The sequence below is a fragment of the Streptomyces sp. NPDC059564 genome (assembly GCF_042735575.1).
Classification (GTDB): Bacteria; Actinomycetota; Actinomycetes; order Streptomycetales; family Streptomycetaceae; genus Streptomyces.
In genome coordinates this window covers 1-13,907 of sequence record NZ_JBHWBP010000195.1, presented here as the reverse complement: position 1 = coordinate 13,907, position 13,907 = coordinate 1, and the positions used below count along the sequence as shown (strand labels likewise).

11 protein-coding genes are annotated in these 13,907 nt (G+C 73.0%); 6 read left to right on the top strand and 5 right to left on the bottom strand.

The features are described 5' to 3' along the window. A partial coding sequence (locus ACFV0Q_RS26990) for a PucR family transcriptional regulator (protein WP_385008952.1) occupies positions 1-781 on the top strand: 781 nt, incomplete at its 5' end. On the opposite strand, the gene ACFV0Q_RS26985 is transcribed toward ACFV0Q_RS26990, so the two are convergent. Continuing rightward, entirely contained in the window at positions 705-2,639 is a 1,935-nt protein-coding gene (locus ACFV0Q_RS26985) for an APC family permease (protein WP_385008951.1), read from the bottom strand. The two genes, ACFV0Q_RS26990 and ACFV0Q_RS26985, sit on opposite strands and share 77 nt — an antisense overlap. A 152-nt stretch (positions 2,640-2,791) precedes the next feature. On the opposite strand from ACFV0Q_RS26985, the gene ACFV0Q_RS26980 reads away from it, so the two are divergent. Next, positions 2,792-3,205 carry a PLDc N-terminal domain-containing protein gene (locus ACFV0Q_RS26980; protein ID WP_385008950.1) on the top strand — a complete coding sequence of 138 codons (414 nt, stop codon included), beginning with the start codon at positions 2,792-2,794 and terminating at the stop codon, positions 3,203-3,205. Positions 3,206-3,245: 40 nt separating this feature from the next. Here ACFV0Q_RS26980 and ACFV0Q_RS26975 read toward each other — a convergent pair whose 3' ends face one another. After that, the gene (locus tag ACFV0Q_RS26975) at positions 3,246-3,701 is read right to left on the bottom strand and encodes a (2Fe-2S)-binding protein (protein WP_385008949.1); all 456 of its coding nucleotides are present in this window, start codon (positions 3,699-3,701) and stop codon (positions 3,246-3,248) included. 15 nt (positions 3,702-3,716) lie between these two features. Then, on the bottom strand, positions 3,717-6,002 hold the full coding sequence (locus ACFV0Q_RS26970) for a molybdopterin cofactor-binding domain-containing protein (protein WP_385008948.1): 2,286 nt from the start codon (positions 6,000-6,002) through the stop codon (positions 3,717-3,719). A 383-nt stretch (positions 6,003-6,385) separates the two neighbouring features. Here ACFV0Q_RS26970 and ACFV0Q_RS26965 point away from each other — a divergent pair, with 383 nt between their 5' ends. Both ACFV0Q_RS26965 and ACFV0Q_RS26960 read left to right on the top strand, forming a co-directional pair. Further along, complete coding sequence (locus ACFV0Q_RS26965; protein ID WP_385008947.1) at positions 6,386-6,634, top strand: SCO4226 family nickel-binding protein; 249 nt, start codon at positions 6,386-6,388, stop codon at positions 6,632-6,634. Positions 6,635-6,857: 223 nt separating this feature from the next. Next, complete coding sequence (locus ACFV0Q_RS26960) at positions 6,858-8,282, top strand: PP2C family protein-serine/threonine phosphatase (RefSeq protein ID WP_385008946.1); 1,425 nt, start codon at positions 6,858-6,860, stop codon at positions 8,280-8,282. Positions 8,283-8,389: 107 nt separating this feature from the next. Here ACFV0Q_RS26960 and ACFV0Q_RS26955 read toward each other — a convergent pair whose 3' ends face one another. Further along, positions 8,390-9,886 (bottom strand): hypothetical protein, encoded by a 1,497-nt coding sequence (locus ACFV0Q_RS26955; protein WP_385008945.1) that lies wholly within the window; start codon positions 9,884-9,886, stop codon positions 8,390-8,392. 232 nt (positions 9,887-10,118) lie between these two features. Here ACFV0Q_RS26955 and ACFV0Q_RS26950 point away from each other — a divergent pair, with 232 nt between their 5' ends. Next, a complete protein-coding gene (locus ACFV0Q_RS26950; RefSeq protein ID WP_385008944.1) occupies positions 10,119-11,249 on the top strand; it encodes an aminoglycoside phosphotransferase family protein in 1,131 nt (376 codons plus the stop codon). Between the two features lie 188 nt (positions 11,250-11,437). Then, a complete protein-coding gene (gene kstD, locus ACFV0Q_RS26945) occupies positions 11,438-13,222 on the top strand; it encodes a 3-oxosteroid 1-dehydrogenase (protein ID WP_385008943.1) in 1,785 nt (594 codons plus the stop codon). A 44-nt stretch (positions 13,223-13,266) separates the two neighbouring features. Here kstD and ACFV0Q_RS26940 read toward each other — a convergent pair whose 3' ends face one another. Continuing rightward, on the bottom strand, positions 13,267-13,767 hold the full coding sequence (locus ACFV0Q_RS26940; RefSeq protein ID WP_266579529.1) for a hypothetical protein: 501 nt from the start codon (positions 13,765-13,767) through the stop codon (positions 13,267-13,269). Positions 13,768-13,907 lie beyond the last annotated feature (140 nt).

Sequence of the window (13,907 nt, the reverse complement as noted above, 5' to 3'; positions counted from 1 at the left end):
GCCCTGCTGGACACCCTGCTCGACGGCGACGGCACGGGCCCCGTGGCGCAGACGACGGCCGCCGCCGCGCGGCTGTCTGCCCGAGCGGGGCCGCTTCGCCGTGGTCGTCCTCGCACCCGGCGCCCCGGCGGGCGGCAGACCGGGCGCCGCCCCCGACGGGCCCCGCGTGCTGTGGCGGATCCGCGCCGACGGGGAGACCGGCCTCGCGGAGCTGGGCCACCATCCGCTGGAGTCGCTGCGCGGCCTGCTGGCCCCCCTCGCGGTGCGCGCCGGGGTCAGCCCGGTGGTGGCGGCCCCCGCCGACCTGGCCGGGGCCCGGCGGCTCGCGGCCCTCGCCCTGCGCAGCGCCCCGGCGGCGGCCGGTCCCGGGGCGGCCCTGCTGGACGAGCGGCTGCCGGCGGCGCTGGTGGCGGCCGACCCCGAACTCGCCGCCCGGCTGCGCCGGGTGGTGCTGGGCCCGGTGCTGGCGCTGCCCCCGGAGGACGGCCGGGTGCTGCTGGACACGCTGGGCACCTGGCTGGCCTGCCAGGGCTCGACCACGTACGCGGCGCAGCGGCTGTACTGCCACCGCAACACCGTCTCCAACCGGCTGCGGCGCCTGGAGCGGCTCACGGGCCGGGCCCTGTCCGACCCGGCGCACGTGGTGGAACTGGCCCTGGCCCACGCGGCGGTGACCCAGCGCCCGGCCCCGGTCCCCGCCCCCGCTACGCCTCCTGCGGCTGCGGATGCTGCGCCGACTCCAGCAGGTACGGCACGTCGATCACCGCGACCCCCGGGGTGAACAGCAGCCGCGCCTTGAGCCGGAGCGCGTTCTGGTTGTGCAGGGGCTGCTCCCACCAGTGGCCGACGACGTACTCGGGGATGACCACCGACAGCATGTCCGTGCCCTCGGCGGCGGCCTGTTCCTCCACGTACGCCAGCACCGGTCCGACCACTTCGCGGTAGGGCGAGTGAAGGATCTTCAGCGCGATCCCGGGGTCGTGCGCGGCCCAGGCCGTGCGCAGCCGTTCCGCGTCCTCCTCGTCGGCGGCGACGGACAGGGCGGTCAGGGTGTCGGGCCGCAGCCCCTGGGCGTAGCCGAGGGCCTTGAGGGTGGGGGCGTGGACGGAGGCGACGAGGACGATGACGTGGTGGCGGGCGGGTTTGCGGGGTTTGATGCCGGGGGCGACGGAGACCTGCCGGGCGACGGTGTCGTAGTGGCGGCGGACGCCCTTCATCCCGAGGAACAGCGCGGGCATGGCGATGACGACCAGCCAGGCTCCGTGGGTGAACTTGGTGACGAGGACGATGACCAGGACGACGGCGGTCATGCAGGCGCCGACCGCGTTGATGGCGAGCCGTCGGTGGATGTGGACCCGCTCGGCCCCGGGCGTGGCCGGTGAGGCGAGTTCGCGCCGCCAGTGCCGGACCATGCCGGCCTGGGAGAGGGTGAAGGAGACGAAGACGCCGATGATGTAGAGCTGGATGAGGCGGGTCAGCTCGGCGTCGAAGGCGACGATCAGGGCGATGGCGGCGAGGGCGAGCAGGACGACGCCGTTGGAGTAGACGAGGCGGTCGCCGCGGTTGAAGAGCTGGCGGGGGGCGTACCGGTCCCGGGCGAGGATCGAGGCGAGCATGGGGAAGCCGTTGAAGGCGGTGTTCGCGGCGAGGATCAGCACGCCGGCGGTGACGGCCTGGAGCAGGTAGAAGAGGAAGTGCCAGTCCCCGAAGGTGGCCCGGCCGATCTGGGCGAGCGCGGTGGACATCGGGGTGCCGGGGGGCAGCCCGAGTTCGGTGGGGTCGGCCGCGACGTGCACCTGGTAGGACATGGCGAGGGCGGTGATGCCGACGAACATCGTCACGGACAGCACGCCCATGGCGGCGAGGGTGGTGGCCGCGTTCGTGGCCTTGGGCTTCTGGAAGGCGGGGACCCCGTTGCTGATGGCCTCGACGCCGGTGAGTGCGGTGCAGCCGGAGGCGAAGGCGCGCAGGGCGAGGAGGACCACGGCGAAGCCGGTGTACGTGCCGGCGGCGGTGATGGGCAGGTGGGCGGACTCGGCCCGGATGGTTTCGCCGGTCCCGAGGCGGACGGCGGCAAAGGCGAACATCACGTAGATGACGAGGACGAATCCGTAGGTGGGGATGGCGAAGACGCGGCCCGACTCCCGCACGCCGCGCAGGTTCATCAGGGTCAGCAGCACCACGAAGGCGACGGACAGGCCGACTTGGTGGTCGCTGAGGGAGGGGATCGCGGAGGTGATCGCGGCGACCCCGGAGACCACGGACACGGCGACGGTCATCACGTAGTCGACGAGGAGGGCGCTGGCCGCGGTGAGGGCGGCGGTCTGGCCGAGGTTCTCGGAGCTGACGACGTACGCGCCCCCGCCGCCGGGGTAGGCGTGGCAGGTCTGCCGGTAGGAGGCGATGACGACGACCAGCAGGAAGACGATGGCGGCGGCCGCGTACCAGGTCAGGTGGAGCAGCGCGACCCCGCCGAGGGCGAGGATCAGCAGGATCTCCTCGGTGGCGTAGGCCACGGAGGAGAGGGGGTCGCTGCAGAAGATCGGCAGTGCCAGCCGTTTGGGCAGCAGGGTCTCGCCCAGGCGCGCGGTGTCGAGGGGCTCACCGACCAGGACGCGTTTCAGATTGATACGCCTCATTCCGGCATGATCGTCCATTTCTGACCGATTCACCGGGAACCTGCCCGTCCGTTCGGCCCAGTGGCGATCTTGTACCACCGCTGCGATGGTGATCACGTCGGCCGCCCACGCGCTACGGGCACGGGCAGCCGCCCGAACGAAGGAGGACGGCCATGGACGCATCCGTCTACTTGGCCTACGACTACCCGGTCCTGGGTGCCTTCTGGACCGTGATGTGGATCTTCCTCTGGGTCATGTGGCTGATCCTGCTCTTCCGGATCATCGTCGACCTCTTCCGCGACCACGAGATGAACGGCTGGCTCAAGGCCGCCTGGCTGCTGTTCGTCTGCATCATCCCGTTCCTGGGCGTACTGGTGTACGTCATCGCCCGCGGCAAGGACATGGGCAAGCGCGAGATCGCGCACGCGCAGGAGCAACAGCAGGCCTTCAACGCCTACGTCCGCGAAGCCGCCGGAACGTCCGGCAAGAGCACGACGGAAGAACTCGCCCGGCTCTCCGAGCTCAAGGCCAAGGGCGACCTGAGCGAGGCCGAGTTCCAGCAGGCCAAGCAGAAGCTGCTGGCCTGAGCCCCGGGTCCCGTACCGCGGGACCCGGACCGGCCCGCCCTCACATCCGGGCGGCGGCGCTGCGGATGGCCTCGCGGATGCGGAAGTAGGTGCCGCAGCGGCAGATGTTCGCGATGGCGTCGATGTCCGCGTCCGTGGGCTCGGAGGTGCGCTTCAGCAGCGCCACGGCCGCCATGATCTGGCCGGGCTGGCAGAACCCGCACTGGGCCACGTCCTGTTCCAGCCAGGCCTCCTGCACCGGGTGCAGGGTGTCCCCGTCCGCCAGGCCCTCGATGGTGGTGACCGTCTTGCCCGCGCAGGCGGAGACGGGCACCACGCAGGGCCGGACCTCCGCGCCGTCGAGGTGGCTGGTGCAGGCCTTGCAGACGTCCACCCCGCAGCCGTACTTGGGGCCGGTGACGCCCAGCATGTCGCGGAGCACCCACAGGAGGGGCAGGTTGTCGGGCGCGTCGACGGTGACGCTCCGCCCGTTGACGGTGAAGGTGTGCGAGGGCACGGCGTACTCCAGCGGTTAGCGCGGGTAGGGGGTGAAGTCGACGTCGAAGTCGAGGGGGAAGCTGCGCGGCTTGGAACCGGTGGCCCGGGCCCAGGCGTTGGCGATGGCGCCGACGGCGGCGGGCACCCCCAGCTCGCCCGCGCCGCCCGGCTCGGTTCCGGTCGCCGGGAGCACGAAGACCCGTACGTCCTGCGGGGTGTCGCGCTGCTTCGCCCAGTGGAACTGGCTGTAACTGCCCTCCAGCGGGAGCCCCTTGTCCAGGTGCAGACCGGCCCGCAGGGTGGTGGAGATCGCGTCGGTGAGTCCGCCGATCATCTGGGCCTCCAGCCCGCGCGGGTTCACGGGCAGGCCCACGTCCACCGCGATGACCGCCCTGGTGACCCGTACGTGCTCCGGATCGCGGGTGTCGATCTCCACCAGGCAGGCCGTACGCGACTTGTACTCCTCGTGGAAGGCGATGCCCTGGGCGCAGCCGGCCGGCAGGGCCCGCCCCCACTCCCCCTCGGTGGCCACCTTGTCCAGGACGGCGCGCTGGGCGTCGGTCTTGAGGAACGTGCGGCGGAACCGGTACGGGTCCTTGCCGGTCGCCGCGGCCAGTTCGTCGACCACGATCTCCTCGGCGCCCCGGGTGTTGGCCGAGTACACCGAGCGCCAGGACGCGGTGGGGATGCCGGTCGGCACCTCGCTCAGCGCCTGCGTGGTGAGCCCGAAGTGGTACGGGGACTTGACCGTGGTGAGGAACAGGGTCTGGGCGAGGGTGGCGTTGCCGATGCCGGACGGCAGGCTCGCGGCGGTGGCGGTGATGATCTCGCCGAGCCCGTGCCGGAAGTCCGTCTCGGCAGCGGCGACCCGGTGCTCGAAGCTGAGCACCTCGCCGAGCAGGTGGGTGGCGCGGATCTTGTGGTGGGTCGCGGGACGCATCCGGCCGTGCCGGGTGTCGTCGACGCGGGTCCACATCAGGCGCACCGGGCGGCGGCAGGCCTTGGAGATCCGGGCGGCCTCCAAGGCGGCGTCGAAGAACAGCCGCCGGCCGAAGGAGCCGCCGGCCTGGATGACGTGCACCTTCACCTTGTCGAGCGGCAGCCCGAGGTCGGCGGCGATGGTCTCGCGCGCCACGATGGGGGACTTGAGCCCGGACCAGATCTCGGCGCGGTCCTCCCGTACGTCGGCGACGGCGGAGTTGGTCTCCATGGGGGCGTGGCTGACGAAGGCGAAGTCGAACTCGGCGTCCACGTACGGGGTGAGCAGCGGCGGCACCAGCAGCGGCGGGGTGGCGGCGCGCAGCTTCGTACGGATCTGCGCGTCCGAGAGCTGGTCGGCCGGGCCGGGTCCCCAGACGACCTGGAGGGCGGCCTTGGCGTCGAGGGCCTGTCCGAAGGTCTCGGCGACGACGGCGACCCCCGTCTGGACGGTCACCACGTCCAGGACCCCGGGCATGGCCCGGACGGCGGCCAGGTTGGAGACGCTCCGGACGCTCCCGCCGAGGGTGGGCGGGCGGCGCACCACGCAGGGCTTGGCCCCGGGCACGTCGAGGTCGAGGGTGTACTTCTGGGCGCCGGTGACCATGGCGCGGGCGTCGATCCGGCTGGTCGGGGTGCCGACGAGGGCGTGCTGGGCGGCCGGCTTCGGGGAGGCGCCGAGGACGATCAGGCCGGGCGCGGCGGCGGCCGCGGCGAGGGAGCCGTAGCCGGCGGTGCGGCCGTCGGGGGCCCGTACGACGCCGCCCGAGGTGGTCAGCCGGGAGGCGGGGAGGTTCCAGCGGGCGGCGGCGGCCGCGACGAGGCGGGCCCGGGCGGTGGCGGCGCACTGGCGGACCGGCCCGTAGAGGGAGCGGATGGAGTTCGAGGAGCCGGTGAGCTGGTTGAACAGCAGCTCGGGGCGGGCGTCGTCCAGCTCCACGCGGACGGAGTCCAGGGGCGCGTCGAGCTCCTCCGCGACCAGCATGGCGACGGCGGTCGTCAGGCCCTGGCCGACCTCCTCGCGCGGCAGCCGGAAGCGGATCGTGCCGTCCGCCTCGACGGCGAGGGCCAGCAGGGCGGAGGTGGGGGCGCCGGCCAGGATGAACAGGTCGCCGAGGTCGATCAGGTCGGCGATCTCGGGAAGGCTCGGGATGACCGCGTGCGCGGGCTGCGGGGCCAGGACGTCGGCCCCGGCGCGGGTGACGAGGGCCAGGGTCGGCGCCGCGACGAGGTAGGTCAGGAAGGAGCGCCGGCTCCCTCCGGCCGCGACCCCGCCCGGTCCTGCCGAGCCGCCCGCACCCGCTGCGGCGCCCGGTCCGGGCGCGCTGCTCTGTTCGGTCATCTGGTCGTGTCCCCGCCCTGCCCCTGGCCCGCGAACGGACCGCCACCGGCTCATTACCGACACGTAGAGTAGCGATCACTCGATGGGGTGGGAAGTGCGGGGTGGAAGTGACCCGCGTGACTACGAACCGCCGTGCGTGCGGGGCGTTTTCGGCCCTCGGCGCCGTGCGGGATCCTCCGTTCGGGGGATCCCCCGGAGGGAGCAATCACCGGCTTCCGAGGCGGACGGAGGGGTGCCGGCGCCTCGCACACCTCGCCCGTACGCTCGACCCGCCCCGTGTGGAGCACCGGTTTCCGGCCGCCCGTTCCGGCTCCCCATCCCCCGGTCGACCGGGCGGCGTCCCGGGCGGACGATGGGAGGAACAGCAGAAGGAGGTGTTCGCGATGGCCACCTTCATGGATGTCCACACGGGCATGAAGGGCATCACAGCCGAGCAGTTGCTCGCCGCGCACCAGGCGGACCTTGCGATCGAAGGCGAAGAGGGCGTCCACTTCGAGAAGGCGTGGGCGGACCCGGAGTCGGGCACGGTCTACTGCCTGTCCTCGGGCCCGTCGGCCGAGGCCGTGCGACGGATCCACGAACGGACGGGGCACCCGGCGGACGAGATCCACGCCGTGCCGGTCAGCGTCTGAGCCGCCGGCCGTCCGGTCGGCCGGGCCCCGGCCCGGCTGACCGGATTCGTTCGCACGCGTGGCGGGGGCACGGAACGCCTACGGCATATGCCAGGAGCAAGGCCGTTACGGATGTTGCCAAACGCCTTACAGCCCGTCGCGGGCTGTGCCACAGTCGTAGCCGGTCCTCGCTGTGGACCTGGCCGTGCCGCGTCTCCATCGCCGCGCCTGTATCGGAGTGCCCATGCCGTCCCATCTGTACGCGGACCGCCCCGCGCAGCCTCCCGAGCCGGGATCGGTGGACAAGCTGATCTCCCAGACCCGCCGGCTGCGGGGCGACGTGGACGCGGTGCGCCGCGACACCGTCGTGGACGACGACGACGCCCGGGGACGCTGGCAGCGCGCACTGTGCGACCTGGCGGTACACCACCTCGACGACCTCGGCGAGCAGCTCGGCCAGCTCAAGGAAGGGCTGCCGCCCGCCCCCGAGCCCGACCCCCTCCCCGAGGCGTGCCCGGAGCTCACCGCCGAGGACCGCCAGGGACGCGTCGGCAGCGCCGAGTGGAACCTCCTGACGGACGAGGTCACCTGGTCCGACGAGCTCTTCCAGATCTTCGGCCGGTCGCCCGAGACGGGCCCGCTGCCGCTCGACGAGCTCGGCTCCACCCTGTTCTCCGACGACCAGCCGCTGCTCACCGCGATGGTCACGGACTGCCTGGTCGACGGCAAGCCGATCGACGGCGAGTTCCGCATCGTCCGGGCCGACGGCCGCGTCCGGACCCTGCACATGAGGGGCGAGCCGGTGCTCGACTCCGACGGCTGCGCGGCCTCCATGTGGGCCGTGCTGCGCGACGTGAGCGAACTGCGCCGCAGCCAGCGGGCGGTGCGCGAGTCACGGGACTCGCTCCAGCGCCGGCGGGAGATCGCGCAGACCGAGCACCGGCTGGCGGTCGAACTGCAGGAAGCCGTGCTCCCCCCGTGGCGCGGCTCCCTGCGGTTCCCGCACGGCAGCGCCGCCTCGATGGACGTGGCCGCGCACTACCTGCCCGCCGCGACCAGCGCGCTGATCGGCGGCGACTGGTACGACGCCCTCGAACTCCCCGACGGGCGCTCCCTCCTGACGGTCGGCGACCTGACCGGGCACGGGGTGGGCGCCACCTCCGGGATGGCGATGGTGCTCGGCGCCCTGCGCGCCATGGCCATGGCCGGGATCGACCCCGGCCCGCTGATGGGCTGGCTCAACCAGCTGCTGGAGACCTCCGTTCAGCCCGCCCTCGGTTCCGCCGTCTGCTGCCGGTACGACCCCGCCCGCCGGGTGCTCTCCTGGGCGCAGGCCGGGCACCCCGCGCCGCTGCTGTTCCGCCGCGGCCAGGGCCGGGCGCTGCAGCCGCCCGAGGGCGTGCTGCTGGGCGCGACGTCGGGGGCCCTCTACGGGCAGGCCGAGGAACGGCTCGAACCGGGCGACGTCCTCGTCCTGCACACGGACGGACTGACGCCGCACAGCATCGAGTTCGGCCGGACGGACGGGACCGAACGGCTGCTGGCCCTCGCGCCTCGGTTCTCCTCGGCGCGCACGGCGCGGGACTGCGTACGGATGGTGACGGAGGAGTTCGGCGAGGGCGGGCGCGAGGACGACGCCTGCGTGCTGGTCGCCCGGATCGGCGGCTAGCCGGCGGCGGTCCCGGCCGGACCGCCGCGCTCTGGGGCCGCGCCGAAGGGCGCGGCCTCGCTCGTCTCCGTACTCGTCCCTCGACCCTCCCGCGGCACGGCTTCCCCCTACACCTCCGTACCGCGGGCCGCGCGCGGCGCCGGGGCGTCCGGGAGCGCCATCTTGATCTCCTCGCGCAGGGCCTCGATGCGTCCGTAACCGGCGTACTGGCCGGTGAGCCGGTACATCTCGCGGAGCCGGTCCCAGGTGCGGTGCGAGGAGGTCTCGTTCATGGAGACCAGGGCGAGGCGGGCGTAGCGGTCGGCCTGTTCGGGGTCGTCGGCGATGAAGCAGGCCGAGGCCATGGAGATGTAGTCGAAGATCTGCGAGCGCTGGTGGCCGTCCCCGCGCAGCCGCAGGGCCTCGCGGGCGTGCTGGGCGGCGACGGGCGCCGCCGCCGCGTCGTGGTCGGCGAGCGTCCGGTACGCCAGGGCCTGCATGCCGTGCATGTCGGCCTCGTCGAAGTTCTGCATCCACGAGGGCGGCGGTACGTCGCCCTTGTCGGACACGAAGAGCTCCTCGGCCTCGCCCAGCGTGCGGCGCATGGCCTGGCCCTTGCCCATCGCGGCCTGCGCCCAGGCCTCGATGGTGTGCAGCATGGCGCGGGTGCGCGGCAGGGTCTGTTCGCCGGAGCCGGACTGGGCCAGTTTCATCAGGTCCAGGGCCTCGTGGGGTTTGCCGAGGTGAACCATCTGGCGGGCGGCGCGGGACAGCGCCTCGCCGGCGCGCGGCCGGTCGCCGCCCTCGCGGGCCGCGTGGGCGGCGATGACGAAGTACTTCTGGGCGGTGGGTTCGAGACCGACGTCGTGCGACATCCAGCCCGCCAGTACCGCCAGGTTGGCCGCCACCCCCCACAGCCTGCGCTGGAGGTGGTCGGGGTGGTGGTAGGCCAGCATCCCGCCGACCTCGTTCAGCTGTCCCACGACGGCCTTGCGCTGGAGGCCTCCGCCCCGGGAGGCGTCCCAGGCGCGGAAGACCTCGACGGAGCGCTCCAGGGCCTCGATCTCCTGGGAGCCGATGGGGGCGGCCTCGTAGCGGTCGTAGCCCGCCGGATCGGCCTGGTAGGGGTCGCCGAAACGCTGGGCGTCCTTGGCGGCGGCGGGGTCGGTGTGCAGCCAGTCGTACATGGCGTTGCTGAGGGCTGAGCCGGCGGTGAGCGCGGCTCCCGCGCCCATCAGGCCGCGACGGTTGAGCATGAGGTCCATTCCCGTGAATTCGGTGAGGACCGCGGCTGTGCGTTCGGGCGCCCAGGGCACTCCGTCGGGGTTCTCCTTCGCCCCGTCCGGCTGCCGTTTGGTGGTGCGCCGCTGCCGTACGAACCCGAGGTCCTCGATGGTCACGACACGACCGAGCCGCTCGGTGAACAGGGCTGCCAGTACCGTGGGCACCGGTTCGCGCGGGGTTTCCCCCATGTCGATCCAGCGCCGCACCCGCGAGGTGTCGGTGGCCAGCTGGTGGTGACCCATGGCCGCCGCCTGCCGGTTGACCATCCTCGCCAGTTCGCCCTTGGACCAGCCGGCGAGGCCGAACAGGTCGTTCAGACGGGTGTTTGGACCTTTGCTCACGTCAAGCCCCCAGGTTCTCGGCTGAGTTGACAGTAGCCCCCTGTCAGTTCCCCGTGGACTATTCGCCAGGGTTCGCCAGGGCACGCCCCGTGGTTCGCCAGGGACCCCCGGGTGTCAGGTAGGAATGCGCCTCCCCGACCCGGTTCACCGGCGGAACTCCCCAGGGTGAAGTACGGGATCCGGCGGGGCGGCGTACGCAACTCGTCGGCGCACGAAGGGAACCGTAAACGCCATGTACGCAGCAACGTCCTCCGTGTCCGCCCCGGTCCGGCCGCACCGCACCCTCCAGGCGGGGGGCGGCCCCTACCTCGAACCCGGCCGCGCGGCGGCCCCGGCTCAGGCCGCCGGCGCCGTTCGGGCGCGGCGGATGCCGGGTGCCGGATCACAGCCGCTCAGCGGGAGAATCGACCTGTCGGGACCGCAGGGCGCGCAACTGCGCACCGCGCTCGCGTCGGTGCAGCGGATCTGTCCGGAGTTCGCTCCGGTCCAGGTCCTGCGGCGCAGCGGCCGGTCGGTCCTCCTGGTGGGGACGACAGGGCGGATGACCGCCGTCGCGAAGGTTTTACTGGACCATTCGCCCGAGTGGCGCGAGCGGTACCGGCACGAAATAGCGACGTACCGGACGTTCGTCCGGCACCGTCCGCCGGTCCGGGTGCCCCGGCTGATCGCCGCCGATCCGGAGAACTGCGTACTGATCGTGGAGCGCATGGCGGGCCGGGTGGCGGCGCTCCAGCGGCATCCGGTGGAGGCTCCGCCGCGGACGGACGTACGGGCCGCACTCGGCGCGGTGTGCCGGGTGAACCAGTGGCGGCCGCCGTCGGACCTGTTCGGGCACCCGGTGGACTACGCGCGGCGGATCACGCGGGACCACGAGCTCGGGCTGCTGACCGACCGGGACTTCGGGGACCTGCAGAAGCTGCTGCACGGCCTGCGGCCGGCGGGGATCCCGTGGCAGTTCAACCACGGCGACGCGCTGCTGTCGAACCTGCTGCTCTCCCCGGCGGGGCCGGTGCTCCTGGACTGGGAGCACGCGGGCTGGTACCTGCCGGGCTATGACCTGGCCACGCTGTGGACGGTGCTGGGCGACGCCCCGGCGGCGCGCGGCCAGATCAGCCGGCTCGCCCAGTCGGCCGGCCCCGCCTCGCGGGACGCCTTCCTGGTCAATCTGATGCTGGTGCTGACCCGGGAGATCCGGATGGCGGAGACGGCGGTGCACCGGTCGATGCTGGCGGCCGCTCCGGCCCAGCCGCTGCCCGCGGGGGCCCTGTCCTCGGGCGAGGAGCAGCGTCTGCTGCTGCGCCGCCTGCACGACGACGCCGGAATGGCCCGCAGAGCGGTCCGGGCGGCGGTCGGCACCCGCTGACCGCACGTCCACAGGCATCCCGTGGCCCGCACACCTGGTGTGCGGGCCACGGGTTTTGGCGCGTCCGGCGGGTGGCAGGTACGGGTACGCGTGCCTTGACATCACATGATCCCCCGAACACCTTTTCTGACTCAGCATCAGAAATGCTGGAGTCGCCGCCTTCCTCCCCATCCCGCTGGAGCCTGCCCATGACCGAGAACCAGGACCGCCCGCCGCACGCGAACGCCCTCCCCTCCCGCCGGACGGTGCTCGCCGGGGCGGGGGCGGGCGCGCTCGCCGCCACCGCGCTGCCGGGCGCCGTCGCGCGGGCCGACGGGGCCCCGCTCGGCGCGTACGACGTCGTCGTGGTGGGGGCGGGGGCGTCGGGGATGACCGCCGCGCTGACCGCCGCCCGGCGGGGGCTGAGCGTGCTGGTGGTGGAGAAGGCGCCGACCTTCGGCGGTTCGGCCGCGCGCTCGGGCGCCGGGATCTGGCTGCCGAACAACTCGGTGATCCTGGGCGCGGGGGTGCCGGACACCCCGGAGAAGGCCGCCGCGTACCTGTCGGCGGTGGTGGGGCCGGACGTACCGGCCGACCGGCAGCGGGCGTTCCTCGCGAACGGGCCCCGGATGCTGGACTTCGTGATGGCGAACAGCCCGCTGGGGTTCCGTTTCATGGACGGCTACAGCGACTACTACCCGAATCTTCCGGGCGGGCTGCCGAACGGGCGCTCCATCGAGCCGGACCAGATCGACGGGAACCTCCTCGGCGCGGAGCTGGCGCACCTGAACCCGGCGTACATGGCGGTGCCCGCCGGGATGGTGGTGTTCAGCCAGGACTACAAGTGGCTCAACCTGGCGGCGGTGAGCGCGAAGGGCCTCGCGGTGTCCACGGAGTGCCTGGCGCGCGGGGCCAGGGCCGCGCTGCGCGGGGAGAAGCCGCTGACCATGGGCCAGGCCCTGGCGGCCGGGCTGCGGGCCGGGCTGCAGCGGGCGGGGGTGCCGGTGTGGCTGAACAGCCCGCTGGTCGACCTGGTCGTGGAGGGCGGCGCGGTGACCGGGGTGGTGGTGGAGAAGGAGGGCGTACGGGGCGTCGTGCGGGCCCGCAAGGGGGTGGTCATCGGCTCGGGCGGCTTCGAGCACAACGCGCAGATGCGGGCGCAGTACCAGCAGCAGCCGATCGGCACCGAGTGGTCGGTGGGCGCGAAGGAGAACACGGGCGACGGGATCCGGGCCGGGCAACGGGCGGGCGCAGCGCTGTCCTTGATGGAGGACGCCTGGTGGGGTCCGTCGATCCCGCTGCCCGGGGAGCCGTACTTCTGTCTGGCGGAGCGGACCCTGCCGGGCGGGCTGATCGTGAACGCGGCGGGGGCGCGGTTCGTGAACGAGGCCGCGCCGTACAGCGACGTGGTGCACGTGATGTACGAGAAGGACCGGGGCGGGGCGGGTTCGCACATTCCGGCCTGGCTGATCGTGGACCAGAACTACCGCAACAAGTACCTCTTCAAGGACATCCTGCCGACGCTGCCCTTCCCGGACTCCTGGTACGGGGCGGGGGCGGCGAAGAAGGCCTGGACCTGGGACGCCCTGGCGGGCCAGATCGGGGTGCCGGCGGGTGCGCTGCGGGCGACGCTGAACCGGTTCAACGCCCAGGCGTGGAACGGCACCGACCCCGACCACCACCGCGGCGACACGGCGTACGACCACTACTACACGGACCCGGGCGTGCAGCCGAACTCCTGCCTGGCACCCGTCTGGGCGCCGCCGTTCTACGCCTTCAAGATCGTCCCGGGGGACTTGGGGACGAAGGGCGGGATCGTCACGGACGCCCGGGCCCGGGCGCTGCGGGCGGACGGTTCGGTGATCCGGGGTCTGTGGGCGGCGGGCAACGCGAGCGCGGCGGTGATGGGCCACAGCTACGCGGGCGCCGGTTCGACGATCGGTCCCGCGATGACGTTCGGCTACGTGGCGGCGAACGACATCGCCGACTCCTGACCGCGGGGCGGGAGGGGCCCGGCCGGCCGTAGCGGCGCCGGGCCCTAGCCCTGCTGGAAGAGCTCGGCCGGCAGCGGCTTCAGCAGCGCGTACAGGTCGTCGGTGATCGGACGGTCCCAGCTGGCGATGGTCACGAGGACGTTGTCGCTGCGGTCGAACTGGACGCAGGAGATCCGGCTCTCGGAGAGTTTGACCTTGCGGACGATCAGGAGGTTGTCGCCCTGCATGACCGGGCAGTCCTCGGAGCCGGTGACCTCGACGTCCTCCTCGTTCTCGAGGGCGGCGAGGAGCTGGGCCACCTCGAAGGGGACCTGGCCGTCGGCGAGCTCCCGGGCCGGGGATCCTTCGGGAAGGTTTCCGATGATCATCGCGGGGCCGCGGCCGCCGAACAGGTCGTAGCGCAGGAAGACGCCCTGGCAGCTGCCGTCGGGGGCGGGGAGCAGCCCGGCGCCGAGGTTGCCCGGCCAGTCCCCCGGATCCATGGCCAGGACGTCGAAGTCCGGGCCGGCGGGTGTGGCGGCGCGGTTGCGGCGGAGGAAGGACATGCCGCCATGGTACGTGGCCGCGCACCATTTCCGGCCCCGGGGGCCTGCCGGGATGAGGGCGCTCCGGGGCGCGATGCCCGCCGGAGTCCGCCGTCGTCGCGTCAGACGCGGCTGTCGTGCGGGGGAGCGGAGGGCAGGGG

Excerpts from the sequence above, each read along its gene's own strand:
- ACFV0Q_RS26940 (WP_266579529.1), bottom strand. The coding sequence starts at position 13,767 with ATGTCCTTCCTCCGCCGCAACCGCGCCGCCACACCCGCCGGCCCGGAC.
- ACFV0Q_RS26980 (WP_385008950.1), top strand. The coding sequence starts at position 2,792 with ATGGACGCATCCGTCTACTTGGCCTACGACTACCCGGTCCTGGGTGCC.
- ACFV0Q_RS26970 (WP_385008948.1), bottom strand. The coding sequence starts at position 6,002 with ATGACCGAACAGAGCAGCGCGCCCGGACCGGGCGCCGCAGCGGGTGCG.
- kstD (WP_385008943.1), top strand. The coding sequence starts at position 11,438 with ATGACCGAGAACCAGGACCGCCCGCCGCACGCGAACGCCCTCCCCTCC.
- ACFV0Q_RS26960 (WP_385008946.1), top strand. The coding sequence starts at position 6,858 with ATGCCGTCCCATCTGTACGCGGACCGCCCCGCGCAGCCTCCCGAGCCG.
- ACFV0Q_RS26985 (WP_385008951.1), bottom strand. The coding sequence starts at position 2,639 with ATGAGGCGTATCAATCTGAAACGCGTCCTGGTCGGTGAGCCCCTCGAC.
- ACFV0Q_RS26965 (WP_385008947.1), top strand. The coding sequence starts at position 6,386 with ATGGCCACCTTCATGGATGTCCACACGGGCATGAAGGGCATCACAGCC.
- ACFV0Q_RS26950 (WP_385008944.1), top strand. The coding sequence starts at position 10,119 with ATGTACGCAGCAACGTCCTCCGTGTCCGCCCCGGTCCGGCCGCACCGC.